Annotated in this window: 28 protein-coding genes; 5 read left to right on the top strand and 23 right to left on the bottom strand. The window is 42.0% G+C overall.

Annotated elements, in window-relative coordinates:
• Window position 1: 1 nt before the first annotated feature.
• The 11 genes from D8855_RS06405 to D8855_RS06355 form a co-directional block, all read right to left on the bottom strand.
• On the bottom strand, window positions 2–664 hold the full coding sequence (locus tag D8855_RS06405; RefSeq protein WP_125416608.1) for a thiamine diphosphokinase: 663 nt from the start codon (window positions 662–664) through the stop codon (window positions 2–4).
• Complete coding sequence (gene rpe, locus D8855_RS06400) at window positions 627–1,283, bottom strand: ribulose-phosphate 3-epimerase (protein ID WP_125416606.1); 657 nt, start codon at window positions 1,281–1,283, stop codon at window positions 627–629. Before rpe ends, D8855_RS06405 begins: the two co-directional genes overlap by 38 nt.
• A gap of 10 nt (window positions 1,284–1,293) precedes the next feature.
• Window positions 1,294–2,172: a ribosome small subunit-dependent GTPase A gene (gene rsgA / locus D8855_RS06395; RefSeq protein WP_125416604.1), complete on the bottom strand. Its 879-nt coding sequence runs from the start codon at window positions 2,170–2,172 to the stop codon at window positions 1,294–1,296.
• Window position 2,173: 1 nt separating this feature from the next.
• The gene (gene rsmA, locus D8855_RS06390; RefSeq protein ID WP_125416602.1) at window positions 2,174–3,046 is read right to left on the bottom strand and encodes a 16S rRNA (adenine(1518)-N(6)/adenine(1519)-N(6))-dimethyltransferase RsmA; all 873 of its coding nucleotides are present in this window, start codon (window positions 3,044–3,046) and stop codon (window positions 2,174–2,176) included.
• Between the two features lie 130 nt (window positions 3,047–3,176).
• Complete coding sequence (locus D8855_RS06385; RefSeq protein ID WP_000333261.1) at window positions 3,177–3,485, bottom strand: hypothetical protein; 309 nt, start codon at window positions 3,483–3,485, stop codon at window positions 3,177–3,179.
• Window positions 3,478–4,119 carry an ABC transporter ATP-binding protein gene (locus D8855_RS06380; protein ID WP_125416600.1) on the bottom strand — a complete coding sequence of 214 codons (642 nt, stop codon included), beginning with the start codon at window positions 4,117–4,119 and terminating at the stop codon, window positions 3,478–3,480. Before D8855_RS06380 ends, D8855_RS06385 begins: the two co-directional genes overlap by 8 nt.
• A gap of 1 nt (window position 4,120) precedes the next feature.
• On the bottom strand, window positions 4,121–6,151 hold the full coding sequence (locus D8855_RS06375) for a bacteriocin-associated integral membrane family protein (protein ID WP_000825283.1): 2,031 nt from the start codon (window positions 6,149–6,151) through the stop codon (window positions 4,121–4,123).
• Between the two features lie 76 nt (window positions 6,152–6,227).
• Window positions 6,228–6,524: a lactococcin 972 family bacteriocin gene (locus tag D8855_RS06370; RefSeq protein ID WP_000815396.1), complete on the bottom strand. Its 297-nt coding sequence runs from the start codon at window positions 6,522–6,524 to the stop codon at window positions 6,228–6,230.
• Window positions 6,525–6,972: 448 nt separating this feature from the next.
• Window positions 6,973–7,884: a helix-turn-helix domain-containing protein gene (locus tag D8855_RS06365; RefSeq protein ID WP_000904842.1), complete on the bottom strand. Its 912-nt coding sequence runs from the start codon at window positions 7,882–7,884 to the stop codon at window positions 6,973–6,975.
• A gap of 71 nt (window positions 7,885–7,955) precedes the next feature.
• Window positions 7,956–8,516, bottom strand: a complete 561-nt coding sequence (gene rnmV / locus D8855_RS06360) for a ribonuclease M5 (RefSeq protein ID WP_125416598.1) — start codon at window positions 8,514–8,516, stop codon at window positions 7,956–7,958.
• Window positions 8,516–9,289 carry a TatD family hydrolase gene (locus tag D8855_RS06355; RefSeq protein ID WP_125416596.1) on the bottom strand — a complete coding sequence of 258 codons (774 nt, stop codon included), beginning with the start codon at window positions 9,287–9,289 and terminating at the stop codon, window positions 8,516–8,518. Before D8855_RS06355 ends, rnmV begins: the two co-directional genes overlap by 1 nt.
• Window positions 9,290–9,446: 157 nt before the next feature.
• On the opposite strand from D8855_RS06355, the gene D8855_RS06350 reads away from it, so the two are divergent.
• Window positions 9,447–11,291 (top strand): APC family permease, encoded by a 1,845-nt coding sequence (locus tag D8855_RS06350; protein WP_125416594.1) that lies wholly within the window; start codon window positions 9,447–9,449, stop codon window positions 11,289–11,291.
• Between the two features lie 334 nt (window positions 11,292–11,625).
• Here D8855_RS06350 and D8855_RS06340 read toward each other — a convergent pair whose 3' ends face one another.
• The 4 genes from D8855_RS06340 to D8855_RS06325 form a co-directional block, all read right to left on the bottom strand.
• Window positions 11,626–13,590: a peptide ABC transporter substrate-binding protein gene (locus D8855_RS06340; RefSeq protein WP_033681219.1), complete on the bottom strand. Its 1,965-nt coding sequence runs from the start codon at window positions 13,588–13,590 to the stop codon at window positions 11,626–11,628.
• Between the two features lie 136 nt (window positions 13,591–13,726).
• On the bottom strand, window positions 13,727–13,861 hold the full coding sequence (rpmH, locus tag D8855_RS06335; RefSeq protein WP_000831905.1) for a 50S ribosomal protein L34: 135 nt from the start codon (window positions 13,859–13,861) through the stop codon (window positions 13,727–13,729).
• 144 nt (window positions 13,862–14,005) lie between these two features.
• Window positions 14,006–15,220, bottom strand: a complete 1,215-nt coding sequence (locus D8855_RS06330) for a pyridoxal phosphate-dependent aminotransferase (RefSeq protein WP_000666476.1) — start codon at window positions 15,218–15,220, stop codon at window positions 14,006–14,008.
• Window positions 15,221–15,376: 156 nt separating this feature from the next.
• Window positions 15,377–15,679, bottom strand: coding sequence for a hypothetical protein (locus tag D8855_RS06325; protein WP_033681216.1), 303 nt, complete (start codon window positions 15,677–15,679; stop codon window positions 15,377–15,379).
• Between the two features lie 161 nt (window positions 15,680–15,840).
• Here D8855_RS06325 and D8855_RS06320 point away from each other — a divergent pair, with 161 nt between their 5' ends.
• A complete protein-coding gene (locus tag D8855_RS06320) occupies window positions 15,841–16,293 on the top strand; it encodes a universal stress protein (protein WP_000079148.1) in 453 nt (150 codons plus the stop codon).
• 136 nt (window positions 16,294–16,429) lie between these two features.
• On the opposite strand, the gene D8855_RS06315 is transcribed toward D8855_RS06320, so the two are convergent.
• Window positions 16,430–17,821 (bottom strand): Cof-type HAD-IIB family hydrolase, encoded by a 1,392-nt coding sequence (locus D8855_RS06315; RefSeq protein ID WP_049487902.1) that lies wholly within the window; start codon window positions 17,819–17,821, stop codon window positions 16,430–16,432.
• Between the two features lie 65 nt (window positions 17,822–17,886).
• On the opposite strand from D8855_RS06315, the gene D8855_RS06310 reads away from it, so the two are divergent.
• Window positions 17,887–18,849, top strand: coding sequence for an asparaginase (locus tag D8855_RS06310; protein ID WP_049551593.1), 963 nt, complete (start codon window positions 17,887–17,889; stop codon window positions 18,847–18,849).
• Between the two features lie 51 nt (window positions 18,850–18,900).
• On the opposite strand, the gene ccpA is transcribed toward D8855_RS06310, so the two are convergent.
• Window positions 18,901–19,911, bottom strand: a complete 1,011-nt coding sequence (gene ccpA, locus D8855_RS06305; RefSeq protein WP_001090628.1) for a catabolite control protein A — start codon at window positions 19,909–19,911, stop codon at window positions 18,901–18,903.
• Window positions 19,912–20,146: 235 nt separating this feature from the next.
• On the opposite strand from ccpA, the gene D8855_RS06300 reads away from it, so the two are divergent.
• Both D8855_RS06300 and D8855_RS10560 read left to right on the top strand, forming a co-directional pair.
• A complete protein-coding gene (locus D8855_RS06300) occupies window positions 20,147–20,464 on the top strand; it encodes a DUF960 domain-containing protein (protein ID WP_000886035.1) in 318 nt (105 codons plus the stop codon).
• 6 nt (window positions 20,465–20,470) lie between these two features.
• Window positions 20,471–20,698: a hypothetical protein gene (locus D8855_RS10560; RefSeq protein WP_260467326.1), complete on the top strand. Its 228-nt coding sequence runs from the start codon at window positions 20,471–20,473 to the stop codon at window positions 20,696–20,698.
• An 8-nt stretch (window positions 20,699–20,706) separates the two neighbouring features.
• On the opposite strand, the gene folK is transcribed toward D8855_RS10560, so the two are convergent.
• The 6 genes from folK to D8855_RS06265 form a co-directional block, all read right to left on the bottom strand.
• Complete coding sequence (gene folK, locus D8855_RS06290) at window positions 20,707–21,519, bottom strand: 2-amino-4-hydroxy-6-hydroxymethyldihydropteridine diphosphokinase (protein ID WP_125416592.1); 813 nt, start codon at window positions 21,517–21,519, stop codon at window positions 20,707–20,709.
• Between the two features lie 42 nt (window positions 21,520–21,561).
• Entirely contained in the window at window positions 21,562–22,116 is a 555-nt protein-coding gene (gene folE, locus D8855_RS06285; protein WP_125416590.1) for a GTP cyclohydrolase I FolE, read from the bottom strand.
• Window positions 22,097–23,419, bottom strand: coding sequence for a bifunctional folylpolyglutamate synthase/dihydrofolate synthase (locus tag D8855_RS06280; protein ID WP_125416588.1), 1,323 nt, complete (start codon window positions 23,417–23,419; stop codon window positions 22,097–22,099). Before D8855_RS06280 ends, folE begins: the two co-directional genes overlap by 20 nt.
• A gap of 1 nt (window position 23,420) precedes the next feature.
• The gene (gene folP / locus D8855_RS06275) at window positions 23,421–24,401 is read right to left on the bottom strand and encodes a dihydropteroate synthase (RefSeq protein ID WP_000240982.1); all 981 of its coding nucleotides are present in this window, start codon (window positions 24,399–24,401) and stop codon (window positions 23,421–23,423) included.
• A 93-nt stretch (window positions 24,402–24,494) separates the two neighbouring features.
• The gene (locus D8855_RS06270) at window positions 24,495–25,202 is read right to left on the bottom strand and encodes a CPBP family intramembrane glutamic endopeptidase (RefSeq protein WP_185757570.1); all 708 of its coding nucleotides are present in this window, start codon (window positions 25,200–25,202) and stop codon (window positions 24,495–24,497) included.
• A 52-nt stretch (window positions 25,203–25,254) separates the two neighbouring features.
• Window positions 25,255–26,673, bottom strand: coding sequence for an NCS2 family permease (locus D8855_RS06265; RefSeq protein WP_125416584.1), 1,419 nt, complete (start codon window positions 26,671–26,673; stop codon window positions 25,255–25,257).
• Between the last annotated feature and the right edge of the window lie 173 nt (window positions 26,674–26,846).

The raw sequence follows: 26,846 nt of genomic DNA, 5'->3' as shown, positions 1-26,846 counted from the left end.
CCTACCTCCTGTCCTTGCTATGCAGCACGACTACATAGCCATCTGGGCAAGTCACCGACACTTCCCTATCTATATATTCGTTAGAAGCGTACACTTTTTTAAAGAAAAAATTTTCCTCTGTCAACTCATACTTGGCACCAAGAATGGTCAGCTGGCTATCCCGAACCGGCATAAAGGCAAGATAGTCGTAGTCTGAACGAGGTTCTAGCTGACTGGTTCCTTCTGGACAATAGGCAATCAAGTTTTGCCCATCCTCAATCGCTATCTGACGCATATAGGGAGCCAACTTGGGATTGCTAGGCAGAAAAACATTGGCCAGCATATGGTCAATACGGCCACCCAAAGCACCGAAAATAGTAACCTCAGCCTGAGGATTTTTCTCAAAAATAGTCAAGAGAGCCAATTCCAGATCAGTATCATCCTTTTCTGGTCGGGCTTGAACAAAATACTGGGCACGTTTTTGAATCACCTGTCGCTCTTCTTCGGTCACAGAATCAAAATCTCCGACTGCTAGAGCAAGAGGCAAATCTTCTTCCAAGACCCAGAGCGAGCCTCGATCCACACCGACAAAAGCATCAAAATCTGTCCGATAATGACCGCGGTCTCCGCCTGCAAAAACTGCAACCCTAGTCCAGTTGTTTTCTGAGAGTTTGTACTCGCTCATTGACATCTCCCTTAAAGACATAGGAACCTGCTACAAAAACGGTCGCACCAGCTTCTTTAGCTTGAGCAATCGTTTTATCATCAATCCCACCATCCACTTCGATTTCAAAGTTCAAACCTTTTTCCTTACGAAGTGCAACCAACTCACGAACCTTATCCATGGTTTCAGGTAGAAAAGCTTGCCCACCGAAGCCAGGGTTAACTGTCATGACTAAGACTTGGTCAACTAGATGAAGGACGTGCTTGATGGCTTCAACTGGTGTGCCAGGATTGATAACGACTGAAGGCTTAACTCCGAGTGAACGAATTTTTTGGAGGGCACCATGAATATGATTCGTTGCTTCCGCATGGATGCTGATGATATCTGCTCCCGCACGCGCAAAGTCTTCCAGATGATGCTCTGGATTAGCTACCATCAAGTGGCAGTCAAAGACCATCTTACTATGAGGGCGAAGAGCTTCGACCACACCTGCACCAAAACTGATTTGTGGCACAAAGTGCCCATCCATGATATCGATATGGGCATATTCTGCCCCAGTTGCTTCTAAGCGTTTGATTTCACGTTCAAAGTTGGCATAATCTGCTGCCAGAATTGACGGAGCAATCTTGTATTGAGACATAGGTTTCTCCTTATTTTGGAATTTTTTTGCTGACTTTTTTGTAGGTTTCTCTACGATTTTCAATTTCACTGAGGAATTGCAGGTAGTTGTCAAAACGGAAGCTGGCAATAGTCCCTTCTTCCACTGCTGGCTTCACTGCACAGGACGGCTCATGGGTATGGGTACAAGTACGGAACTTACAATCTCGGCTAACAGTAGCAATCTCTGGGAAGGCCTGATTGAGGTCTTCAGCCGTTGTTACTTCATAATCCAGCGATGAAAAACCTGGTGTATCTGCGATTTTACCCCCATTAAGGTTGTAAAAACTAACAGCTCGAGTGGTATGGCGCCCGCGACCCAGACTGTCTGAGATTTCTCCTGTTTCAAGATTGAGGTCTGGTGCGATTTTATTGAGAAGGGTTGATTTTCCAACACCTGTCTGCCCCATAAAGACTGTAACCTTGCCTGTTAACAAGGGCAGGAGTTCCTCTTTACTGGTCACAAAGTCATAGCCGATGTCACCATAGGTTTGTTGGTAAAAATCCAGTTCGCCTCTATCTTCCAACAAATCCATTTTAGAAATATAAACGATGGGATGAATGCCCTTGTGCTCCAAGAGAACCAAGAACCGATCCAGCAAATTGCTGTTAAATTCAGGTTCCTTGACGGACATGATTACTACAGCTTGGTCGATATTGACAATGGGCGGACGGACCAGACTATTTTTCCGTTCGTGAATCTTGAGAATATAGCCCTCTGAATTTTCCTCCGCAGAGAAATCTACCCAATCCCCAACGTAGGGTGTGTGACCTTTTTTACGGAAATTTCCACGCGCCCGTGTCTGATAAACCTTGCCCTCACTCTCTACATAGTAGAAGCCTGCCAAGGCTTTAATAATTTGTCCCTGCATCTTAGAGTCCTTGCCCTTTAAGTGCATCTGCTAGGCTGGCAAATTCTTCCAAGCTGAGAGCTTCCCCACGTACACTTGGTGACAAGCCTGCTTGGTCCAAAGCCTTGGTCAGCTTGTCCTTAACTTCCTCAGTCTTGCCAAAGTAACCTGTCAAATTGTTCCACAAGGTCTTGCGGCGATGGGTGAAACTTGCCTTGGAAATCTTAAAGAAGAAGTTCTCGTCTTCCACTGCTACAACCGGCTCTGGACGACGCACCATTTTCAAGATGGCTGAGTCCACATTTGGCGCTGGCACAAAGACCGTACGAGGCACGATAAAGGCAACCTTGGCTGTCATGTAATACTGCACCGCAATCGACAAGCTACCATAAGCCTTGGTATTCGGCTGGGCTGAAATGCGGTCCGCCACTTCCTTTTGCATCATGACGACAAACTCACTAAAAGGAATCCCACTTTCAATCAAGTGCATGAGAATAGGTGTCGTGATGTAGTATGGCAAGTTAGCCACTACCTTGATGGGCAGGTCAGGATTTTTGAAATTCTGGATATGTTGCGCCAAATCAACCTTGAGAATATCTTCGTTAACTACGGTCACATTATCAAAATCACGCAGGGTATCTGCCAAAATCGGTACCAAACGATGGTCAATTTCAAAGGCCATGACCTCTGCTGCACGCTCAGCCAGAAACTCGGTCAAGGCACCAATCCCTGGCCCGATTTCGATGACATTGACCTGGTCATCAATCTCAGCCGTATCCACGATTTTTTGTAGGATATTGGTATCCGTCAAGAAATTTTGCCCAAAGGACTTTTTAAAGGTAAAACCGTGACGCTCCAGCACTGCCTTGGTCACGCTGTAATCTGCAATTCTCATTTATTCTCTTTTCTATTATCTGTTACTACTATTGTAACACATTCCCCTTGTATTTTGGGGGTGAAAATCATACCAAAAAACTATCTTCTCTCATGAAGAAAGATAGTCTTGAAAATCTTTAAAGGTGGACTTAGCGGTTCTCTCGAAACATCCGTTCGAAAAAATCAGCTTCTTTATAACTTCGATTTTCAGGTAGGGTCAAATCTACATCCTCCTCCACGTCGTCCACTGTCAGTTCAACCGTTTGAGGTAAATTTTTCAAACGATAATGCTTTTGCCTTTGCCCTTCAATACTAGCAAAATCAAGCAAATAGCCATTCACTCGGATTTGAACCAAAAGGAGATGATTGGTCATATTTTCCATGATGAGAATATCTTCTAAACCACCTCTGGCACTAGGATAATCAGATACCCTGCGAATACGGATTTTTTCACACATGAGCAAGCTCCCTCATATCAATGATTTCATCGGCCTTATTCCAGACTAGGGGATTATGGGTCGCAATGATGATAATTCGATTTTCATCTTTCAAGCCCACCAAGAGATTCATAACCTCCTCTGAATTTTCAGGATCAAGAGCTGCTGTTGGTTCATCTGCCAAAATCAAGGGTGGATTTTTCAAAATAGTCTTCGCAAGGGCAACTCGTTGAGCCTCTCCCCCAGATAAAGTATAAATTTTTTGTTCTAGATCCAAATACCCTAGATTAACCTTTTCTAAAGCCTCCACTTGCCTTTCCAAACGTTCTACTTTTGAAATTTTTTGACCAACAAAGCCCAAATCCAAATTCTCTTTGATTGATTGGTTTTCTAAGAGTCCAAAATTTTGAAAGAGATAGCCCATCTGGTCTCGAAAATACTCACGAGTGGGAATGGTTTTTAAATCTTTCCCCTGATAGAGAACCCTTCCACCATCTATCTTTTCTAGCTTTCCTAAGATATTAAGCAAAGTCGTCTTTCCGCTTCCACTCTTTCCGATTAAGGCATAAACCTTGCCCTTCTCCAACTTGAGATTTAAACCAGAGAAAATCGCGCGGTCATTAAACTTCTTTTCCAATTCTTGAATATCAATCATCTTATTTTCCTTTCAATACTGCCATGCTACCAGCTTCTTCCTTTTTATCCTGCCTTACTAAAATCAAGAGGGCGTTAAGAGTAAATAAAGCTACAACTAGAGCGCTAATCAAGCTATCTCCTGTCAAAACACTAGATAGGATTAGCCCAAGTAAGAGAACTCCTCCTTGCGCCAGTAAGTACTTGCCATGAAGCTCATAGATTGTCATACCAGAAAGACGTTTAATCATGATCTCCCGTCTAAACTGCTCAAAATAGAGAAGATTCATGGAATCAAATAACAAGATAGCCGTAGATAGAGTCAAAATAGTCCCAATAAGGAGAGAGTAGAACTCCATCCGTTTGTCATTTAGTACCTTGGCAAAAAATAGCTGGCTTTTTACCAAATAAGAGACCTTGTGATACAGACCTTGCTCTTTTAGAGCTGTGATGCTGTCTTGATATTGATCTAATTTCAAGGCACTATTAGCCGTAGTTCCCCATAACATCCCTGCAACAGGTCTTGTTCCAGTCGCTTGCGGCGTTAAAACTACAATAATCGGATCTTTTAGGTACTGGCGTGTCGTCTTGTACCCATCGTTATAGAGGAAGCGTTCCTGTCCTGTTTCTGTAAAAGCTAGCGTTACCTGTGGGAGGTAGTGTTTCTGACTCGTCACTTCTACACTTTCAGATGAAAAGTTTTGCAGGTAATCTGTAAATAATCCTTGATAGTAGGCAGACTGCTCTCGCAAGCTCTCAGGCAAGATCAGCCCAAACTCTCCCTCAGACAAGTTTTGCATCTTATCCATAAACTCTGAAGAAACGGTAATCTTTTCTTCTATCAGATAGCGCGGTGAGACATAGATGACATTCCCTGACGGTGTGTAGTCATTGAGACGATTGCCATCTAGGTCCACTTCTGCTCCATCTGAGAAATTGTCAACATTGCTCATAATATAAAAAGAGTCTGTATTGGCTAACCGTTCTTCAGTAAATGTCTGCCACTCACGATTATCCTTACGCATTCCTTCTTCATCGGCAAATGCACTAGACCAACCAAAGGATAGACGGTAACGGTCTGAGGACTGGCTCCATTTATCGCTAGCTCTCTCCATTTCCTGCATTTCACGGTAGTGGGGTAGGAGAGCAGTCGCACTCGAGCCGACCACCAGCACGGCCAAGAGTTGCCCCACCATCATCAATGTCATCATACGTTTGAGAGGGAGTTTCCCTTTCAATAGATCCACCAGACTATTTTCTTGTAAACCAAGTAGATACACGATACTTAATAAGGTAGAAATCCCTACCAAGGCCAATCCATAAAGCAAAAGACCAATGATGACCAGTTGTACCGTTGCCATAAACAAGGCACCTTGATACCAGAGAATCCCCAATCCCAAAAGACTGGATACCAGCACTGAGCAGATAAGCTGTCTCACATCTTCTAACACTGGTCTGAGAGCCACCCCAAACAAGCTCTCACCAGCTATTAAGCGAATCCCTGCTTGACGAAGGGACTTGATCCGATAAATCAGGGTCAGACTCATAAAGGTCAGCAGAAAAATAGCTAGACTCAGTAGCCCCATAGGGGTGGCCGCCAATAATAAGACTATCGAAAATGGATCTTCTCCATTCGAAACAAAGCCTTGATAACCAAGTTCTTTCAAGGTGGTCTGTAAACTCACTCCATCCAAACTTCCTGACACAATCAAGTAAGACCCTAATAAATCACTCGTTTCTGAACTCTCCTTGGAGGAAATGGTCAGACCTTCTGGAAGCTCTCCCTCACCATAAGTGGCATAGATAAAGCGTGTTTCTCCAGCTTCATTTGGCTCAACAATCCGACGGGCGATGAGACTATTATGCTCTACCGCCAAGTGACTCAAAGCCTCTGTCACCTCTTCGCGACTAGCTACTGGTTGATTTATCACCATTCCTGTCACATCAACAGAAGGATAGTTACCAAATAAAATCTCTTCTCGATGGTCAACGGAAGTTATCACCATATAAAGCGATACCAATACCATTGAAATCAAAATAAATAAACGTTTCATCATTTCCTCCAAAAAGTTACTTGGTCACTTAGTGAGAAGGTGACCAAGTAAAGCTAAACAATAGGGCTATACCATTCTAAACATTATAGTAGAATGCAACTTTCTCTCCCCAAGAAGTACGAATCCATGCACGAGAAGTCCCTCCAGCACCAGCATATCCCTTATCAGATGAACCAGTTTTTCTACTAACAACTGTTGAGCTATGATATTCTGAAGAGTGATAGTAGTTTGAGTAAGCACCTCCGTCACCTGAACCATACGTCCAGACACCACCATCTGGATACTTAACCGCGGCCGATACTACTGCTACACTTCCACCTAATGTTGCTGCAATGCTCGCTACAAGGGCTAATTTTTTAACTGTTTGTTTCATATTGATACTCCTCTATTTTTTATTTTATCATAAATATTTATTATATATTGTCCATTTTCTATTCAAGTAAAACTAAGTCATGGATCATAGACCTTTTCAAAGCAACACCTCATGGTATCCTCTCCTTATTTTTCTAATTTAGTCTATCAAGTTGTATTTATTATATGTTATGAATAAATTTTTTGAGACTAAGTAGACATAACTAAATTTTATTTAAACCACCAAGTAACTAAATAAAATAAACTAAAAAAGTTCATACTGTAATCTCCTTTCACATTTTTATTAATTATAAATTATTCTTAAATAAACTCAAAGGACATCAATGTCCTTAAAATAGAACCATTTCGTGTCATTTTTAGCTTATATATAAAAAAAACAGTCCTAAAGACGAACTTTAGAACCATTTCAATACTAGAACAAGGACATTTTTGTCACTGATTCACTATGTTTATAAATATTTTTTTAAATCTTCTTGCCATTGTTTCTCCAACATAGTAACTAAATAAGAATTTTCTATTATATCAGCAAATAGCTTCGATTTCTGATAGAACTGTTCGGCAGAAACATAATCATTGTTTATTATTAGAGATAATTTCCACTCCAACATTAATATAATTGGTTTCTTCTGAAAATCTTGTGTTTTTTCCATTATATGATTAAGGCTAAAGATATAAGCTCCGAGTGAATCATAAGACGACAGATTATCCAAACAGGCTAGACCCGAAAACAAAGTGTTACTTAAAGCAAACAGATATTCTGGTGCAATTAATTCTACATGATTTGTCAAACGAACTAAAAACGAATGAATTCTGTTAATTTCTTCAATCTGATTTTGACCTTGTTTTATCTTTGTAAGCACTATAGCAAAATATAAGTTGATAACTTCTAATTCATTTATCAAAAACAATTCCTTATCATAAATTGTTTTAAAATAATCGTCCAGTACGGTTTCCCCATATTCTGGTCGTCCGCTTCGAATAACATCTATCGTTGCTCTAGTAGCTTCAAACCATATTTTTTCCTCATTAGGAAGTTGCTCATAAAATAAATCCTCTATCTCTTCCAAACACGCTTCCTTCTTATCATACTCCTCTTCTTTACCATAGATTGGTTCACGTAAAATTTGGTATTTCAATTCTAAATAAGCAGGAGGAAGAGCTGAAAAATCCGGCATAAGGCTATAAGCGGGAACTCCTAGCCGGCGAGCAATATAGTCTAACTTGGGCAAACTCGGTTGCGAAGCTCCACTTTCAATTCGCGACAGTTGACGAACTGTCAGTTCTTGCTCATCTCCACAAAAATCTGGACGACTAATTCCTTTTTCTATCCGAATCTCTTTAATTTTTTGACCAATTAACATCAGACGTCTCCTCTTCTACCTGCTTCGAAAAATACTGTGAAACTTAAAAAATTGTAACGGCTACATCTTCCCTACTCATAAGATTTCATAGCTTCTTCCACTTCTGCCAAGGTGATCCCAAACAACTCTAGGCGTTTGAGGAGTTGCTTGCCGTTGGAATAGCCGATTCGGAGAGCCTCTCCTAGATATTCTCTACGCTTACGGCTGTCTGCTCCCGCTAGAAAACCAAGACGAATCAAGTCACTACGATTAATGTCAAACTCATTCTCGTTTTCAAATTGCTCTGTCACCTGAGCCAGCGCTGTTTTCAAATCCTCATAGCTGGCATGCTCAATTCCCAGAGAACGTCCCTTGGTCTTTGATTTAGGAACAGCTTCATCTCGTTTGAGGAAGGCATGCTGAACTGTTGGAATGGCCGTCATGATCATGCGCCGAATCCGCTCCCCATTAAAATCTGGGTCTGTAAAGACAATGACTCCATGACGTTGGTGCAAGCGCTGAATCCGCTCTATATCCTGATCATTGATGGCAGAACCTCGGGTCTCATAGGTCTCTACATCGAAGTAACGTTTGAGATTGGCCGTATCATCGCGCCCTTCGACCACGATAACTTGAGAAATTTTTTCTTTCATTATTTGCTATCCAATCCAAAAATTCGCTCCGCATTTGCAGTTGTTACCGCCGCTAGCTCTTCTGCCGTCATGCCACGCAAGTCAGCGATAAAGTCCACTACATAGCGAGTGTAGGCTGTTTTATTTTCACGACCACGTTTAGGAACAGGAGCCAAGTAGGGAGCATCCGTTTCCACCAAAATCTTGTCCAAAGGTAACTCTTTAGCTGCTTCTTGGATGTCAGTTGCCTTCTTGAAAGTCACCACTCCTGAGAAGGAAATGGTCATACCAAGCTCGACAAACTTCTCTGCCCACTCAAGCGTCCCTGAAAATGAATGCATGATACCACCTCGAGGACCAACGCCCTCGCTCTTGATAATCTCATAGGTATCTTCCAACGCATCACGGGTATGAACTACAAAAGGCAAATCCAAGTCCTTAGATAACTGAATCTGACGGCGAAAAAACTGCTCCTGCACCTCTTTTGGCGCTGTCATCCAATGGTAATCCAAACCAATCTCACCCAAGGCAACTACCTTTGGATGCTTGAGCTTATCAAGCAAGTAGGCTTCAATCTCCTCCGTGTAAGTCCCCGCTTCTGTCGGATGCCAACCAATAGTCGCGTAGAGTTGGTCGTACTCATCCACCAACTCCAAAGCACGCTCAATCGTCGGTTTATCAAAACCAACAATATTCATCTGTGTCACACCCATCTCAGCAGCCAAGGTAATTTCTTCTGCCTCACGACCTGCAAATTCTTCTACATTCAAGTGTGTATGTGTATCAAAAATCATCTCTTCTAACCTCGTTTTCTATCTACTATTATAGCAAAAAAACTGACCTCTCTCCTCATCTGTACAAAATATTCTAAAATCCATCGTCCTCTCTTGACGCTATTTTCCCAAAGCAGTATAATAGCACTTATTGAAATTTTCAGAAAAGGAAAATACCATGTTTACAAAATTAAAACAGACTTTTATCGGTCGTCCTCTTAAATCCTTAACAGAAGGCGAGGGAGGTCTGCTGGGAAAAATGCAGGCCTTGGCCATGTTGTCAAGCGACGCTCTATCTTCCATTGCCTATGGACCTGAGCAAGTAGTCCTCGTCTTGGCTAGTCTCTCTCCTCTTGCGATATGGTGGAGCCTTCCTATCGGCCTCTTTGTCCTCCTGCTCCTATCTAGCCTGACCGTCTCCTACCGTCAAATCATCCATGCCTACCCTCAAGGGGGAGGGGCCTATATGGTTACTCGAGAAAATCTATCTCCCGAACTTGGCTTAATCGCTGGAGGTAGTCTGCTAGTTGACTACATGCTGACCGTAGCGGTATCTGTTGCATCTGGAGCCGATGCTATCACAGCAGCTCTCCCTGCTCTACACCCTTACAACCTCCACATTTCCATTTTTCTAGTTTGCTTGCTTATGCTCTTGAATTTACGGGGCTTAAAAGAATCTGCCAGTTCACTGATGATTCCTGTCTATCTCTTTATCATCAGTACTGTCTTTCTCTTGCTCTACGGAATCTTTCAACTAATGACAGGGTCTCTCAGCTATCAGGCAACTTCACCTATTGGGCATGCTGTTCCGAGCCTGTCTATAGTTCTCATTCTAAGAGCCTTTACCAGCGGCTCTGCCTCTCTGACAGGAGTTGAAGCTATTTCAAATGCCGTTCCCTTTTTCAAGGGTCCAAAAGAAAAGAATGCCGCTCAAACCTTGACCATTATGTCACTGATTTTAGGTTTTCTTTTTGCTGGTATCACCTTCCTAAACTACTGGATGGGGATTATGCCTCAACACGGAGAAACTATTCTTTCACAGATGGCTCAAGGCATCCTTGGCACTTCCTTCTTAGGCCACCTTGGGTATTATATCTTCCAATTCTCCACAGCCTTGATTTTGGCCGTAGCTGCAAATACTGGCTTTTCGGCTTTCCCTATGCTGGCTTACAATATGGCTAAAAACAAATACATGCCCCATCTCTTTATGGAAAAAGGAGACCGCCTAGGCTACTCCAATGGAATTTTAACTCTGGCTTTTGGGGCTATGATTCTTCTTCTCATTTTTAATGGCAATACCGAACGTTTGATTCCTCTTTATACTATCGGGGTCTTCGTTCCCTTCGCCCTATCTCAGACTGGGATGATTCGTCATTGGAAAAAAGAAAATGGGGCAAATTTCTTAAAACCTGCCCTTGCCAATATCCTTGGAGCTATCATTTGCTACGCGATTGTACTAATCTTGCTCTTTTTCCGTCTCAGTGATATCTGGCCCTTCTTCCCGATTATTCTCGTACTCACCCTACTCTTCTTAGCAATTCACAGTCATTACCAAAAAGTAGCCCAACAACTGCGACTCTATGAAGGAATCGAAAAACGTACCTACGATGGCAATCTTGTCCTCGTCCTAGTAGGAAATGTTACCAGAGTCAGCGTCGGAGCCATTAACTATGCCCAAAGTATCGGTGACGAAGTCTTAGCCATGCACATTTCTACAAAGGAAACCGCAGAAAAAGACCAAGAAATTCTCCAAGAATTTGCCGATTACTTCCCAACCATTACTCTGAAAAATATCAAGACCAGCTACCGCGATATCATTACCCCTACTGTCAAGTATGTCAAACGAATTTCCGAGGAAGCTCAGAAAAAGAACTATACAGTCACTGTCCTCGTCCCCCAGTTTATCCCTAATAAACCTTGGCAAAATATCCTGCACAATCAGATGAGTCTTAAACTCAAATACGCCCTTCGTTGGCACCAAGACGTCGTTGTCGCTAGCTACTCTTATCACTTAAAAGAATAAAGAAAAGGCCCTACCAGAAGCAAGAAGCGTCTGATAAGGCCTTTTTCTGAAACCAGTCACTATGCCTATACTCAATGAAAATCAAAGAGCAAACTAGGAAGCTAGCCGCAGGCTGCTCAAAGCACTGCTTTGAGGTTGTAGATGAAACTGACGAAGTCAGCTCAAAACACTGTTTTGAGGTTGTAGATAGAACTGACGAAGTCAGCTCAAAACACTGTTTTGAGGTTGTAGATAGAACTGACGAAGTCAGTAACATATATATACGGTAAGGCAACGCTGACGTGGTTTGAAGAGATTTTCGAAGAGTATTAACTGAAAAGCATGACTAGGAATATCATTGAATGTGGTTAGCTAAATCTTCCTGAGCTTTTTTATTTGACTCAGCTTTTTCTTTCAGCCATTTTTCATAGAGTTCTTGGTACTGTTTAGCAGTTACTGGCTCTTTTTGCAATTCAACATATTTGTAGTTGTCAGAATCTCCTTTGTGCCCAACAAATGAGAATGGACCTGTAAACGGAACTGTCTTACGGAAAATTGGATTAGCTCCTCCACTTTGAACCGGTAGGAAGAGAGCACTATCTGTCAACCAAGCTTGAACTTCGGCAAATTTTTCATAGCGAGCTTGAGTATCTGTGATTTCCGCATCAGCCTGATCCAAGAGTTTCTTATAGTCAGAAAGACCAATCTTGTCCTTAACTTCCTTATCTTTTCCTTCAGACAAGCCCATGTTTTTCAACTGAGAACCAGAGTCTGGATCCAAGAGATCAAGATAGGTTTTCGGATCTGAGAAGTCCCCACTCCAACCCGAGATATCAATGTCGTAATCCTTTTGATCGGCGGTGTCCGCAAAGAAAGTTGCCTGGTCTTTTTCATCTGGAGAAAGTTGGATAACGTCGATAACTACATTATCCTTACCAAGAGTTTCTTCCACAGTTTGTTTGAAAGAGCCAGCCTGTTGCACATCTAACTTAGCAGTTTGGTCAACTGGCATATCCAAATGAATTGGGAAAGTTACTCCCTGAGCTTGCAGGCTTTCTTTGGCCTTAGCAAACTTCTCTTTGGCCTTTTCAGGATTCAAGAAGGCTTGCTTACCATCATTTAGGTTGATGTTTGCCCAATCTTTACCGTAGTTGACAATTTTCTCATTGACAATGTCACCGAAGTTCTTATCGCCAACTTGGACAAAGTTACTTGGTGTAACTGTGTTACGCAAGATACGATCTGCTCCATCTTCACCATTTGTCTGTGCTGCATAGGCATGACGGTCAAAGGCAAAGTTGATAGCCTGACGGAAATCCTTATTTTGCATAGCTGCACGTGAATCTGTCTTTTCCTTATCAGACTGTTTCATAGTCTGCTTGTAGCTTTGACGATTAACGTTGAAAAGATAATAGAAAGTAAGTGAGTTTTGCGGTGTGTAGGTAATCTTGTCCTCATTCCCCTTTTTGAGTTCAGCAAACACTGAACTTGTAGGGAAGATACGTCCGTCTGTATAGTTTCCCTCTAAGAAACCTCGGGCCAAACTATCTTGGTCTGAACCGTCAAAGAAAGAGAGTTTCACTTTCTCAATTTTGACATTGTCCTTATCCCAATAGTTAGGATTTTTATCAAATTCAATCAAAGATTTGGATGTGAAGGACTTAAACAAGTAAGGACCATTTGACAAGATACTTGACGGTGTCACACTTCCAAAGTCATCTCCCTTAGCCTTCAAGAAGGCTTCATTTACCGGACTAAGGATACTTGCTGTTGTTTTAGAGTTCCAATAAGTCTCTGGTTGATTGAGGGTGTATTGTAGTGTGTAATCATCCACCGCCTTAACACCAACAGTCCCAAAATCAGATGATTTCCCTTCAACATAGTCTGCTAGCCCTTTGATAGAGTCTTGTACCAAGTACAAGTTTTCAGCCTTTTTATCAGCCGCATACTTGAGACCAGTCACAAAGTCATGAGCTGTTACGTCCGCATACTCTTCTCCTTCAGAAGTGTACCATTTAGCTCCCTGACGGATTTTATAAGTGTAGGTCAAACCATCTTTTGACACAGTCCATGACTCAGCCATAGAAGGAATGAGATTGCCATACCGGTCATTTTCCAACAAACCATCAATCAAGTTGGTTGTGATGCTAGAAGTGGAACCACGTGTTGAAGTAATGTAGTCCAATGTATCCGGATTGCTGGCAAATACATAAGAGTAGGTTTTATCTGCATTACTTGATTGGGAAGACCCACATGCTGCTAAAGCTAGACCTGCTGTCAAAGCCATAGCTCCAAAAAGCATAACTTTTGATTTCTTCATGATTATTCTCCAATTTTACAGTATGTGAAATATTATACACTATTTAAGTAAAAACATAAAGCTTTTTGTACTTTTTTACAAAAATAAAAATCAGTAGACTCGAGTTCCTACTGATTTTTGATAGAATTCGTTTGGATTATGCAGCCAAAACTTTGCGTCCTTTACGACGACGAGCTGCCAATACGCGACGACCGTTTTTAGTTGACATACGGTTACGGAATCCGTGTTTGCGCGCACGACGAAGTTTACTTGGTTGATAAGTACGTTTCACGATGAATACCTCCTCATAGATTTTGTATTCGTTTAGCCGGCTATAAAGTGATCAGTTACTAAACATACTTTACTATTCTATCTGATTCTTTCACTTTTGTCAATAGCTCTAGACAAATGTTTCCAGCTTTTTCGAATGTAAGCCCTATCTACGATACTGTTTCAAGAAACGAGTCATCTTTTCTTGGATTTGGGCTAGTTCATCAACACGAGGAAGGTAAACGATACGGAAATGGTCTGGTTCCTGCCAGTTGAAGCCTCGACCATGAACCAAGAGAACCTTTTCCTGCTTCAAGAAATCAAGGACAAATTGCTCATCATCATCGATACGGTACATATTGCGGTCGATTTTAGGGAAGATATAGAGCCCAGCCTTGGGTTTAACCGCAGACAAACCTGGAATATCTTGAATAGCATTGTAGATGAAGTTTCTTTGTTCATAAATCCTACCACCTGGAAGGAGCAATTCATCGACTGATTGGTGACCACCCAAGGAAGTTTGCACGACTTGTTGAGCTAAAACGTTAGAGCAAAGGCGCATATTGGACAGCATATTGAGCCCTTCGATATAGCCCTTGACATGAGTCTTAGGTCCAGACAAGACCATCCAACCTACACGGAAACCAGCGATACGGTGAGATTTTGATAGACCATTCATGCTGACACAGAAAACATCTGGTGCCAAGCTAGCGACAGGCGTATGCACATGACCATCCATGACCATGCGGTCGTAAATTTCATCCGCAAAGATAATCAAATCATTTTGACGGGCAATCTCAATAATCTCCAGCAAGAGTTCCTTAGGATAAAGGGCTCCAGTTGGGTTATTTGGATTGATAAGGACGATTGCCTTGGTATTGGAAGTGATTTTTGACTTAATATCGTCAATATCTGGGTACCATTCTGCAGCTTCATCACAGACATAGTGAACGGCATTTCCTCCAGCTAGGCTGACAGCGGCTGTCCAGAGAGGATAGTCTGGCATTGGTACCAAAACCTCATCCCCGTTGTCCAAAAGCCCCTGCATGGACATGACAATCAACTCACTAACACCATTTCCAAGGTAGATATCATCAATATCTACATTTGGAAATTTCTTCAGTTGACAATACTGCATAATGGCCTTACGGGCTGAGAAAATCCCTTTGGAGTCAGAGTAACCTTCACTATCCCGCGCATTCATAATCAAGTCATGAATGACCTCGTCTGGCGCTGTAAAGCCAAATTCTGCTGGATTTCCTGTATTCAGACGTAAAATCTTTTCTCCGTTTGCTCGCATACGCATGGCTTCTTCCAAAACAGGACCACGGATATCATAGGCAACATGCTCTAACTTACTAGACTTGTTATATTCTTTCATCTTGTTTCCTCAATTCATCAGGATAGTAACATTATACCACTAGAAAGAGAATGCGACAAGTTTGCTGAAATGTTTTACTAGATTAAGATAGAAGAAAAACCTCGCTAAAAGCGAGGTCAAGACAGGGGAGATAGCAGGTATTTTGCGAAAGTCACATCACATACCAAAAGATAAACCTAGAAAAAGCAAGCCTAAAAAGGAGTCATAAAGAAGATTGAACATGAGGAAAAGCCCCCATATCATCAAGTAATCCCAACGCCCACTTCGTTTTGCAACCAGGAATAATAGAAAATGGTAGAGTAGGTGAAAGACTAAAAAGCCAACAAAACCTGGATAGAGAAGCGGAATTAGCTTCTCTAATTGCCAGACCATGATAACTTCTAGCAAGACTGAAGCTAGGATGATTCCATAATAAAGGAAATTTGAATTTTTTGTTTCTTGAAAAGAGCTTTTCATCATTCTCCCTCCCTTCACTTGTTTCCTGCTATCCTTTCTTTTATTTTATCATATATTTATATAGTTTTTAAGCGCTAACATTCTTTTGAAAAATACTTTTTTTACTTTACTTCTATAGTGAAAAGGTTTACAATAATAGTAAGAAAATTTCAGGAGGTTTCATTATGGCACAACGTTACCAAAATATCATGGTCGCAATCGATGGTTCTAAAGAAGCGGACTTGGCTTTTGTCAAGGGAGTTCATTCTGCTCTACGAAACGACGCTAAGCTCACCATCGCACATGTCATTGACACACGCGCGCTCCAAAGCGTATCCACCTTTGATGCTGAAGTTTACGAAGAACTCCAAGTCGACGCTGAAAGTCTGATGAAAGAGTACGAAAAACGTGCTAAAGATGCTGGTGTGGCAGATGTTCATATCGTCATTGAAATGGGAAATCCAAAAACCCTCTTGGCACGTACTATTCCCGATGCTGAAGAAGTGGACCTCATCCTCGTTGGCGCAACTGGTCTCAACGCCTTTGAACGCCTCTTGGTCGGTTCTTCATCTGAATACATTCTCCGCCATGCTAAGGTCGATTTGCTGGTGGTGAGAGAACAAGAAAAAACCTTATAATCACAAAGAAAAGGAGCCCCTAGCTCCTTTTTGTTTACTATTTATACTCTTCGAAAATCTCTTCAAACCACGTCAACGTCGCCTTGCCGTACTCAAGTACAGCCTGCGGCTAGTTTCCTAGTTTGCTCTTTGATTTTCATTGAGTATTATTTCTCTCTTTATGGCGTTCATAAGCCTTGAGCTGGCGCTGCAGTTCCTTTTTAATCGCAGGTTCTGGAGCATATTTTTCTTCCCAATCATCTGGTTTTAAGATTTTGTGGGTCACTGGATCAAAATGAGCCTTGCCATCTGGGAAAATTTTCCCCATATTGGCCTGATGAACAATATCAAAAATACGTTCTGGATCCACCCCCATCAAAACAAAACTACCATAGGTAAAATAAAGCGTGTCAATCAGGGCATCTACCTGCCCTATCAAATCTTGCTGAGCAGGCGTCTTCTTAGCTACTTTATCTGCTGCCTTATCAAGAGCTTGATGAAGTTGCGATAGTGCTTGACCAAAGTCCTCTTCAGAGGGACTGGCTGCTCGAACAAACTCCACCAATTCTTCTATTTTAAAGCCAGCCCTGTGGGTTGCACCTTCTAAATCCCAAGCTCGTGGTTCTTCTTGGGTCCGTTCATCCATCATGTGGTGGAAGGTCTTGACCTTATTGAAATGATAGTCACGGCTGACAAAGACTTTTTCTGAGGCCAGAACACCAAAATGTTCCAAGGCCTTGTGGATTCCGTCTTGCTGATTGCTAGTGGTGATGTGCTTGGCCACTTCCTTGACACTGCTACTACCATTTCCCATAGCGACCGACATACCGACACCCGCCAGCATTTCTAGGTCGTTATCTGAGTCACCAAAGGCCATGACTTGGTTGAGATCAAAACCATATTCTTTCCCGACTCGTCGAATGCCTTCCAATTTAGAGTTTCCTTGATTGATGACATCTGCTGCAAAAGGATTGCTACGTGTCAATTTCAAATCTTCAAAATCAGCCGCCGCCTTCTCAGATTCTTCTGGCGTCATCAGCATCAAAACTTGGTAAATGGGCTGATTCATTAGATCAAGTAGGTCTTCTTCCTTTTGGGGAACAACCTTGCTGACCATACGATTAAAGGAATGACTCACTGTCCGAGTTAAAACCGAGGGAACGAAGCGACTGATTCGTTGGGAAAAAGAACCCAAACCAAAGGACATGATTTTAGAACCCAACATGGCATCCTTGGTCCCTAGGGCAATCTCCTTACCCTCTTTTTTAGCATACGTAATAAGCTGGCGCAAATGTAACTTGGAAATAGGACTCGTGAACAAGACTCTGTCTTTAGTAAAGATATACTGGCCATTATAGGTTACTGCGAAATCTAGATCTAAATCGTCCATCAATTCCTTAACAAAAAAAGGTCCTCGACCCGTTGCTACACCAACAAGCACCCCTTGTTCTTTGACAATCTTAATCGCGTCCTTAGTGGATTTCAAAACACTCTTGCGATCGTTAACCAAGGTTCCATCGATATCAAAAAAAACAGCTTTGACTTCCATCCTATCCCAATCTCCCCTTTTGTGATACAATGATTATACCACATTTCAGAAAGAGTGAGTAAATCATGCCTAAGAAAATCCTTGTTTTACATACAGGCGGAACTATTTCCATGCAGGCCGATGCTTCTGGCGCTGTTGTAACTAGTTCAGATAATCCCATGAACCATGTGTCCAATCCTCTTGAAGGAATCCAAGTCCACGCCCTAGACTTTTTTAACCTGCCAAGCCCCCATATCAAACCCAAGCATATGCTGGCCCTCTACCAAAAAATTAAAGAGGAAGCTGATAACTACGATGGAGTGGTGATCACACACGGGACCGATACTTTAGAGGAAACAGCCTATTTCCTTGATACCATGGAAGTTCCCCATATGCCTATCGTTCTAACAGGTGCCATGCGTAGCTCTAACGAACTCGGCAGCGACGGTGTTTATAACTATCTGAGTGCTTTACGGGTGGCTAGCGATGACAGGGCTGCGGACAAAGGGGTTTTGGTTGTTATGAACGATGAAATCCATGCTGCCAAGTATGTTACCAAAACGCATACGACCAACGTCGGCACCTTCCAGACCCCAACACATGGGCCACTTGGTCTGATTACGAAGCGGGAAATCCTCTACTTCAAAACAGCTGAACCTCGTGTTCGCTTTGACCTTAATCACATACAAGGCTTAGTCCCTATCATCTCGGCTTATGCTGGTATGACAGATGAGCTGATTGATATGCTGGATTTGGAACAATTGGACGGTTTGATTATCCAAGCCTTCGGGGCGGGCAATGTTCCCAAAGAAACGGCTCAAAAATTAGAAAGCCTTCTACAAAAAGGAATCCCAGTCGCCCTGGTTTCACGATGCTTTAACGGTATTGCAGAACCTGTTTATGCCTACCAAGGTGGGGGCGTGCAGTTGCAAAAAGCAGGTGTCTTCTTTGTTAAAGAACTCAACGCCCAAAAAGCCCGCTTGAAACTCCTCATTGCCCTCAATGCTGGACTAACCGGACAGGCTTTGAAAGACTATATGGAAGGCTAAGTCTCTTCTCTAAAAACAAATCAGGAAATCTTCACGATTCCCTGATTTTTTCTATTTCCGTTTTCGTGTCGAACGACGTTCTGTCAAACCATGAGGTAAGAGAACTTCACGTTCTTCCAACTCTTCTTTGTGCATAATCTTAGTCAACATACGCATACTAATAGCACCAAGGTCATAAAGAGGTTGGGCGATAGTTGTCAAGTTTGGACGGGTAAAGCGTGAGACTTGCGAATCATCACTAGTAATGATTTCAAACTCTTCTGGTACTGACACACCCTTATCAGCAAGGCCGTTCAAGACACCCGCTGCCAACTCATCACCTGTTACAACTGCTGCAGTTGCGTTTGATGAAATCAAGCGTTCTGCCAAGGCATAACCATCTTCATAAGTGTATTTAGATTCAAATACCAATCCTTCGCTATAAGAAATACCTGCTTTTTTCAAGGCTTCCTTGTAGCCAACCAAACGAACCTTACCATTGATGTCATCCACTAACGGACCGCTTACGAAAGCAATGCGCTCATTTTCTTTAGCAAGGTAGGTTACTGCATCAATCGTTGCTTGTTTGTAGTCAATATTGACACTTGGAAGCTGATGTTCTACATCCACAGTTCCTGCAAGAACAACTGGTGTTCGAGAACGAGAAAACTCTGAACGAATTTTTTCAGTCAAGTGGTACCCCATAAAGATGATACCATCTACCTGCTTAGAAAACAGGGTATTGACAACTGAAACTTCCTTGTCATCATCCTCATCACTATTAGCAAGGACAATATTGTACTTGTACATTTCAGCGATATCATCAATCCCTTTAGCAAGCGTTGAGAAATAGCCATTGGTAATATTTGGGATCACAACTCCGACAGTGGTTGTCTTTTTACTTGCAAGACCACGCGCCACTGCATTTGGACGGTAATCCAAACGATCAATCACCTCAAGTACTTTTTTACGGGTATTCTCTTTCACATTCTTATTGCCATTGACTACACGGCTAACTGTCGCCATTGAAACTCCTGCTTCACGGGCGACATCATAAATCGTTACTGTATCGTCTGTATTCATTCCATTTCCTTTCTATATCATACCTCACGAGACTCCAAAAAGAGACGGTATGAAAATTTCGTTTTCATGATTCTACTTATTCCATTTTATCACTATTTGTAAACACTTTCAAGCATTTTTTGAAGATTATTTGAAAAAATTTCATAGGAAGCTATGTTTATGAAGAAAAAATCACCTTTTCTTGATTTTTAATCCTATTTGCTGTATGATAAGGGAAAAGAAAGGGGGAAAGAATATGGCTTTTACCAATACCCATATGCGGTCAGCTAGTTTTGGCATTGTTACCAGCTTGCCTGATGACGTTATTGACTCTTTTTGGTATATCATCGACCACTTCTTAAAAAATGTCTTTGAATTGGAAGAAGAACTTGAGTTTCAATTGCTCAATAACCAAGGAAAAATTACCTTCCACTTTTCAAGTCAACATCTCCCTACAGCCATTGATTTTGACTTTAACCACCCTTTCGACCCTCTTTATCCCCCGAGAGTCTTGGTTTTAGACATGGATGGTAGAGAGACTATCCTCCTCCCAGAAGAAAATGACCTATTTTAATACTCAATGAACATCAAAGAGCAAACTAGGAAGCTAGCCGCAGGTTGCTCAAAACACTGTTTTGAGGTTGTGGATAGAACTGACGAAGTCAGCTCAAAACATCGTTTTGAGGTTGCAGATGAAACTGACGAAGTCAGTAACCATACCTACGGTAAGGCGACGCTGATGTGGTTTGAAGAGATTTTCGAAGAGTATAAAAACTCTAGCCTTCAGTTGCAAGTGACTGAAAACTAGAGTTTTTTCTATTGTTTCAAAGCATTATACAAGTTACGGATAGGTTGCTTTAATGTCGGATGGATGAAATGAGGCGCAATTTCCTGTAAGGACTCGAGAACAAAAAGGCGTTCCGCTATGTAAGGATGAGGCAAGATGAGGTCGTCTGTATAAAGAATCTGATCCTCCACAAAGAGCAAGTCCAAATCAATCAAACGAGGCCCCCAATGTACTTCTCTCACCCGTCCCATCTCTGACTCAATGGCTAACAAGGTCTCTAATAGAACTGGGGCGGGCAACCAGGTTTCAACCTCAACCACTTGATTAGCAAAGCTATCCTGCTCCACACCACCCCAAGGCTCTGTCGTCAAGACACTGGACTCTTTGAGAATATGGATGCCTCGATCTCCCATTTTCTCAATGGCTTGTTTCAAATTTGCTTGTTTATCTCCCATATTGCTTCCTAGGGCGATAAAGGCTCGTTGCTTGCGGCGATGAATGGTTACCGAGCAAGTATCTAGTGGCAAATGCACTGGCGCCCAAGGTTTTTTCAGTTCCAACTTGATTTCTTGGACAAGAGGATAGGCCTCAAAGGTACGTTCTACCAGTTTGTAGGCTACCGTTTCAATCAAATCCTCAGTGCTCTCCTGAAACCAAGTCGTCCACTGCTGACACAGTTCTCCATAATGGACAGAGGCCGTTAAATCCAAGTCTGTAGCCGCCTTGGTCATATCATAGGATAGGATAGCTGAAACGACAAACTTTTGCCCCAATTCTTTCTCACTAGGAAAAAGACCATGATAGGCAAAAATTTCCAAATCCTTAATCTGTAGTTGATCCATAATGATTCCTTTCTAGAAAAATCCGCCCAAAGCGGATTCTTTTTATAGTCCCATTAAACGATAAGCTTGGTCTCTAAGGTCCTTATCTGCTTCAAATAGACCACGAGCTACTGTCGTCAAGGTTGCTGTGCCTGGTTTTCTGACACCACGCATACTCATACACATATGCTCCGCCTCAATGATAACAAAGGCTCCTTTAGCACCTAGATACTCCATCAAGGCATCGGCCACTTCGATATTCAATCGTTCTTGGATTTGTGGCTTTTTCGAATAAACTTCAACCGTACGGGCTAGCTTAGACAAACCTGCCACACGGCCATCTGGAATGTAGGCAATATGCGCTCTACCATAAAATGGCAAGAAGTGGTGTTCGCACATGGTATGGAAAAAGATATCCTTTTCTACCACCATATTATCGTCAATAATCTCAAAGGATTTTGACAAATGTTCCTCCGCTGTTTGACCAAGCCCTGAAAAAATCTCTTGGTACATACGGGCCACACGAGCAGGCGTTTCCTGCAAGCCCTCGCGATTAACGTCTTCTCCTACAGCCTCGATAATCATTTTTACAGCTGCTTCAATCTTTTGTGTATCCATTCTCGTTTTTCCTCTCCATCAGATAGGCTCTCACTTGGCTCAAGAAATACAAGGAACCTGTGACAATCCTAACTGTTTTTTTCTCTTCTTTTTTATCTGTCAATTTCTGCTCTAGAAAATCCTGCCAATCTTGGTAGCTGAGATTTCTAGACTTAGCTGCCTCTTCCAGCACGCTTTCATCAGTCGCCCGACTATCGTCAAAATGTGTCAGAGTAAGCTCGGTATCTGGCATGGCCCCCAGCAAGTCTAACATATCCTCCAAAGCCTTGGTTTTGATACAAGTAAAGAGGATTTCCTTACGATAATCCGCAAAGCGTTCTTGCAAGGTTGTCAATAAAGCCTTGATAGCATGGGGATTGTGGGCTCCATCCAAAATCATCAAGGGTTCTCTTGACACGATTTCCAAACGCCCTGGCCAACTTGTTTTTTCCAGGGCTTGAGCAAGCAAGTCATTACTTGCTAGCTCTCGACCATCCTCTTGACAAAATGTATCAAGTAAAGCTATAGCCATCCCAGTATTCTCTATCTGGTGCAAACCAAGCAGGCCAGTCTGGAAGCGACCTTGTCTGACAGCACTTGTATAGTCAAAGACTTCGCCTGTAACCACACTCTTTTGATGGCTGACCTGATAATCTGTCCCGTAGGCAAATCTCGGCGCATCTTTCCCTTCCGCAATGCGGTCAATCACAGCCAAAGCTTCTGGAGCAATACGACCTGTCACCAAGGGAATACCTTGTTTGATAATACCAGCTTTCTGCTCTGCTATGGCTTCCAAGGTGTCACCAAGTAGGGCTACATGGTCCAATCCAATAGTCGTGATGCCTGTTAAAATGGGATGGCAGACATTGGTACTATCCAAAAGTCCACCCATGCCGACTTCCATGATAGCCACATCTACTTGCTCTGAGGCAAAGTAATCATAGGCTATAGCTGTAATTATTTCAAACTCAGTTGTCCCCTGCAAATTGGTAGCCGATTCCCCTTCCAACAAAGACTGATAGTCTGCCATGAGGGCTTCTAGTCTAGCCTCTGTGATAGATTCCCCATTGATGCTAATCTGATCTGTGTAATGAATGAGATAGGGCGAGCTGAAAACACCAACTCTCAGCCCCATCTTTTCTAGCATTTTTTTCAAAAAAGCAATGGTCGAACCCTTGCCATTGGTCCCTCCGATATGGATGACCTTGAGTTTGAAATGGGGATTGCCACGCAAAGCTAACAATTCCACCATTCGTTCCAAGCCAAAATGCGGTTGGTCCGTCCGATAGTTGGCAATCCACTGATTGTTTTCAATTTCTTTCATCTTATTTATATTGTTTTAAATCTAAATTTTCCGCTTCATCAGCCAGACGAATAGCGGAGGCAATTTCAACTGCCATCCTGTGACTAGCTACATCATGCACGCGCACCACTTCCACACCCTGTCTCGCAGCGATACTGGTTACATGAGCCGAAGCCGTGTCCCTATTGCGGAAACCAAGTTCTGTCTCAGGATTGACTTCAAAGCCATTTTCTTCAAGGATATTGATGACAAAGCGCTTACGCGACACTCCAAGAAAGATTGGATAGCCCTTCTGATGTAGTTTATCCAGATCCCGTAAAAGAAGCAAATTTTCTTTCTTGGTCAGACCAAAGCCGATTCCTAGATCCAACAGGATATTTTCTTGTGCGATTCCAGCTTCGTCCGCTCTCGATAGGGCTCTGTCAAAGAAAGCCTCCATCAAGTCTTCAATTGGCATTTTTTCAAAGTCAGCTAACTCTTTTTCTGTAAAGGTTTGACCAAAACCAAAATGAGGGAAGATGAGCGAGCTAGGGTGCTGAGGTCGCGCCATGACTGGATTAAACATAATGACTACTTTCGCACCAGCCTTAGCAACCACATGGGCCATTTTCTCATCACCCATAAGACCAGTGATATCATTGACTATATTGGCACCAGCATCCAAAGCAGCCTCTGCCACCTGACTCTTCCAAGTATCAATAGAGATGAGGACATCACTTTCCTTGCGAATCGCTTTAATCACTGGAACAACACGCTGGATTTCCTCTTCTATCTCAACCTCAACATAGCTACTTCCCGGCCGAGTCGATTCTCCGCCGATATCTAGCATACTAGCCCCTTCTGCTATCAATTTACGAGCCTGCTGGAGTGCCTGCTCAAGAGCAAAAAATTGACCACCATCCGAAAAGGAATCTGGGGTTACATTGATAATTCCGCAAATAGCTGTCTTTGCATGATTTACTTTAGTTGACATATCGGTCACTCCCTCAAGGCTTTTCACCATATTATTTCTCTATTTTACCATAAAAAGAAAAAGATGGACACGATTGCATTCATCTTTTTCCCAGTAGAAACATGTAAGCAATTGTCAAAAATCTTAAACAGAAATCCCTAATGTCCGACTCATGATCACCACAAGAGCCAACAAACAGAAAGCAACCCCATTCACAATCATGTGAAGCAAGATAGACATTTCCAAACGTTGGGTCTTGTAAGCCGTCCAAGACAGAACGATCGACATACCTCCATAAATCAATAAAGAAGGTAAATTACTTGGTTGATGCAATAAAGCAAACACAACCGTACCGACTACAAATCCCAAGTTCTCTTTTCCTCGGAAAATCTTTTTAGGAACAATCCCACGGCACAAGATTTCCTCACAAATTGGAGCAAGCAAGGCTAGCAAGAAAAAGCTAGAAATCAAAGAACTATTTTGAACCATATCGTTAATCTGAGACTGGTTCCCTGTTGTCGTCTCATTTGACAGTTGCAACAAGATGGAACCAAGTATATTTGAACAGATAATAACTAAATAACTCAAGCCCAAACGTGCTAGATCCTTAGCTCTAAAAAAAGAAAAATTAAAACTTGCTAATTGCGTTTTACGAGCTCCAATAATAAATAGCACCAGAATCACAATCGAAATTCCTGCAACTATCAGTCCTGACTGCAACAGTGGTACTTCATTTAAAGTTAAAATAGCAGTAACCCCTATAGGAATCTGATATAAAATTGTCGCTAGAAAAAAGATTAACAGCCAACCTGCACGATTCAATAATTCTTTCCACATATTTTTCTCTTTCATCACCTATCTCCTTTGTATTAAAAAAGGGGAAAAATCCCCCTGGATAATCCTATTATAAGGCCATGCTAATATAGTTAAGGATAAATAAGGCATCCAAAATCCAAATCATGACATGAACATCTTTAGCTTGACCTTTGACAAGCTTAGTCAAAGTGTAAGTCAAGAAACCAACTGCAATCCCTTGAGTGATAGAGTAGCTGAATCCCATAAAGATAGATGTGAAGAAAGCAGGAACCGCTTCAGCCATATCGTCCCAATGGATATTTTTCAAGCTACCAAGCATCATAATTCCAACAATAATCAAGATTGGAGCTGTAGCAGATGAAGGTACGATAGCTAACAGTGGGCTAAAGAAGCTTGAGATCGCAAAACAAATTGCCACGACCAAGGCTGTCAAACCAGTACGTCCACCTGCACCGATACCAGCAGCAGACTCAACATAAGTCGTTACGTTCGAAGTACCAGCGATGGCGCCAATTGAAGTACCAATCAAGTCAGAGTAAAGAGCCTTGTCCAACTTAGCTGATTGGTGGTTTTCACCATTTGTCGCTACGATACCAACTTTTTCACCTGTACCGATCAAGGTACCAATCGTGTCAAAAATATCTGTCAATGAGAAGGCTAGAATGGCCATCAGAGTTTCAGGCAAGCGAGCTGTATCTGAAATCAAAGCTCCCAAACCTTCTGAACCAAGAGCTGCACCAAAAACTACCTTCAAATCTTCAAAGGCTGCACCAACATGGTTATTAGCAAAATCGATACTAGACAAATCTACCAAACCAACTGCGATAGCAAGAACAGTTGTTGTCAAGATAGAGAGGATAATTCCCCCTTTAATTCCTTTGATAACAAAGAAGATTGTGATAGCAAGTCCTGCAAGAGCCACCAAAACAGCTGGATTATTAAAGTCAACTAATCCTGGAACCGCTGAAGAGTTCGCTGCAATCGTTGCTTTAGCTTTGTCAGCCCCTTCTCCTACAACAGTATAGTTACCTGGATCAATCGTAAATTTCAAAAGTCCAGCATTCTTAATCCCTACATAGGCAAGGAAGACACCGATACCGGCTGAAATAGCTGAGCGAAGGGTATTTGGAATCGATTCAATGATCATTTTACGAACGTTTGTCAAGGTAATAATCAATGAAATAATCCCACAGATGAAGACCATAGCTAGGGCTTGTTGCCATGAATAACCAAGCCCGAATACAACTGTAAAGGTAAAGAAGGCATTAAGTCCCATACCTGGTGCTTGGGCATAAGGTAAGTTAGCGTAAAAAGCCATCATCAAGGTACCCGCTACTGCACCAATAATCGTCGCGAGGAATACACCCTGAGCAGGCATCCCTGTTTGTGAAAGCATTTGTGGGTTTACAAAGAGAATATAGCTCATTGCAAAGAAAGTTGTTAAACCAGCGAGAACCTCTGTACGAACGTCTGTACCATTCTCTTTTAGTTTAAATAATTTGTCCATTATCAATCTCCTTCTAATTTTTACGAACAATAATAGAATTATATCATTTATCATTCACTTTTTCAATATCTTTGTTTGATTTATTTAAGAATTTGATGGAATTTTATTTTTTGTTTGGAATCTGTTTTTCTGCCTGCTTTTTGTTATAATAGTAGACATCTTATCTGAAAAGA

Origin of the sequence: Streptococcus mitis, assembly GCF_003942685.1 — a bacterium.
Lineage (GTDB): Bacteria > Bacillota > Bacilli > Lactobacillales > Streptococcaceae > Streptococcus > Streptococcus mitis_CD.
This window is presented reverse-complemented; position numbering and strand designations above follow the sequence as displayed.

Excerpts from the sequence above, each read along its gene's own strand:
- D8855_RS06265 (WP_125416584.1), bottom strand. The coding sequence starts at position 26,673 with ATGGACAAATTATTTAAACTAAAAGAGAATGGTACAGACGTTCGTACA.
- D8855_RS06350 (WP_125416594.1), top strand. The coding sequence starts at position 9,447 with ATGTTTACAAAATTAAAACAGACTTTTATCGGTCGTCCTCTTAAATCC.
- D8855_RS06320 (WP_000079148.1), top strand. The coding sequence starts at position 15,841 with ATGGCACAACGTTACCAAAATATCATGGTCGCAATCGATGGTTCTAAA.
- folE (WP_125416590.1), bottom strand. The coding sequence starts at position 22,116 with ATGGATACACAAAAGATTGAAGCAGCTGTAAAAATGATTATCGAGGCT.
- folP (WP_000240982.1), bottom strand. The coding sequence starts at position 24,401 with ATGGTGAAAAGCCTTGAGGGAGTGACCGATATGTCAACTAAAGTAAAT.
- D8855_RS06355 (WP_125416596.1), bottom strand. The coding sequence starts at position 9,289 with ATGATTTTTGATACACATACACACTTGAATGTAGAAGAATTTGCAGGT.
- D8855_RS06375 (WP_000825283.1), bottom strand. The coding sequence starts at position 6,151 with ATGAAACGTTTATTTATTTTGATTTCAATGGTATTGGTATCGCTTTAT.
- D8855_RS06300 (WP_000886035.1), top strand. The coding sequence starts at position 20,147 with ATGGCTTTTACCAATACCCATATGCGGTCAGCTAGTTTTGGCATTGTT.
- D8855_RS06385 (WP_000333261.1), bottom strand. The coding sequence starts at position 3,485 with ATGTGTGAAAAAATCCGTATTCGCAGGGTATCTGATTATCCTAGTGCC.
- rpe (WP_125416606.1), bottom strand. The coding sequence starts at position 1,283 with ATGTCTCAATACAAGATTGCTCCGTCAATTCTGGCAGCAGATTATGCC.
- rsmA (WP_125416602.1), bottom strand. The coding sequence starts at position 3,046 with ATGAGAATTGCAGATTACAGCGTGACCAAGGCAGTGCTGGAGCGTCAC.
- D8855_RS06310 (WP_049551593.1), top strand. The coding sequence starts at position 17,887 with ATGCCTAAGAAAATCCTTGTTTTACATACAGGCGGAACTATTTCCATG.
- D8855_RS06325 (WP_033681216.1), bottom strand. The coding sequence starts at position 15,679 with ATGATGAAAAGCTCTTTTCAAGAAACAAAAAATTCAAATTTCCTTTAT.
- D8855_RS06270 (WP_185757570.1), bottom strand. The coding sequence starts at position 25,202 with ATGAAAGAGAAAAATATGTGGAAAGAATTATTGAATCGTGCAGGTTGG.
- D8855_RS06380 (WP_125416600.1), bottom strand. The coding sequence starts at position 4,119 with ATGATTGATATTCAAGAATTGGAAAAGAAGTTTAATGACCGCGCGATT.
- rnmV (WP_125416598.1), bottom strand. The coding sequence starts at position 8,516 with ATGAAAGAAAAAATTTCTCAAGTTATCGTGGTCGAAGGGCGCGATGAT.
- D8855_RS06405 (WP_125416608.1), bottom strand. The coding sequence starts at position 664 with ATGAGCGAGTACAAACTCTCAGAAAACAACTGGACTAGGGTTGCAGTT.
- D8855_RS06340 (WP_033681219.1), bottom strand. The coding sequence starts at position 13,590 with ATGAAGAAATCAAAAGTTATGCTTTTTGGAGCTATGGCTTTGACAGCA.
- rsgA (WP_125416604.1), bottom strand. The coding sequence starts at position 2,172 with ATGCAGGGACAAATTATTAAAGCCTTGGCAGGCTTCTACTATGTAGAG.
- D8855_RS06365 (WP_000904842.1), bottom strand. The coding sequence starts at position 7,884 with ATGTTAATTGGTCAAAAAATTAAAGAGATTCGGATAGAAAAAGGAATT.
- D8855_RS10560 (WP_260467326.1), top strand. The coding sequence starts at position 20,471 with ATGAACATCAAAGAGCAAACTAGGAAGCTAGCCGCAGGTTGCTCAAAA.
- D8855_RS06330 (WP_000666476.1), bottom strand. The coding sequence starts at position 15,220 with ATGAAAGAATATAACAAGTCTAGTAAGTTAGAGCATGTTGCCTATGAT.
- D8855_RS06315 (WP_049487902.1), bottom strand. The coding sequence starts at position 17,821 with ATGGAAGTCAAAGCTGTTTTTTTTGATATCGATGGAACCTTGGTTAAC.
- D8855_RS06280 (WP_125416588.1), bottom strand. The coding sequence starts at position 23,419 with ATGAAAGAAATTGAAAACAATCAGTGGATTGCCAACTATCGGACGGAC.
- ccpA (WP_001090628.1), bottom strand. The coding sequence starts at position 19,911 with ATGAATACAGACGATACAGTAACGATTTATGATGTCGCCCGTGAAGCA.
- folK (WP_125416592.1), bottom strand. The coding sequence starts at position 21,519 with ATGGATCAACTACAGATTAAGGATTTGGAAATTTTTGCCTATCATGGT.
- D8855_RS06370 (WP_000815396.1), bottom strand. The coding sequence starts at position 6,524 with ATGAAACAAACAGTTAAAAAATTAGCCCTTGTAGCGAGCATTGCAGCA.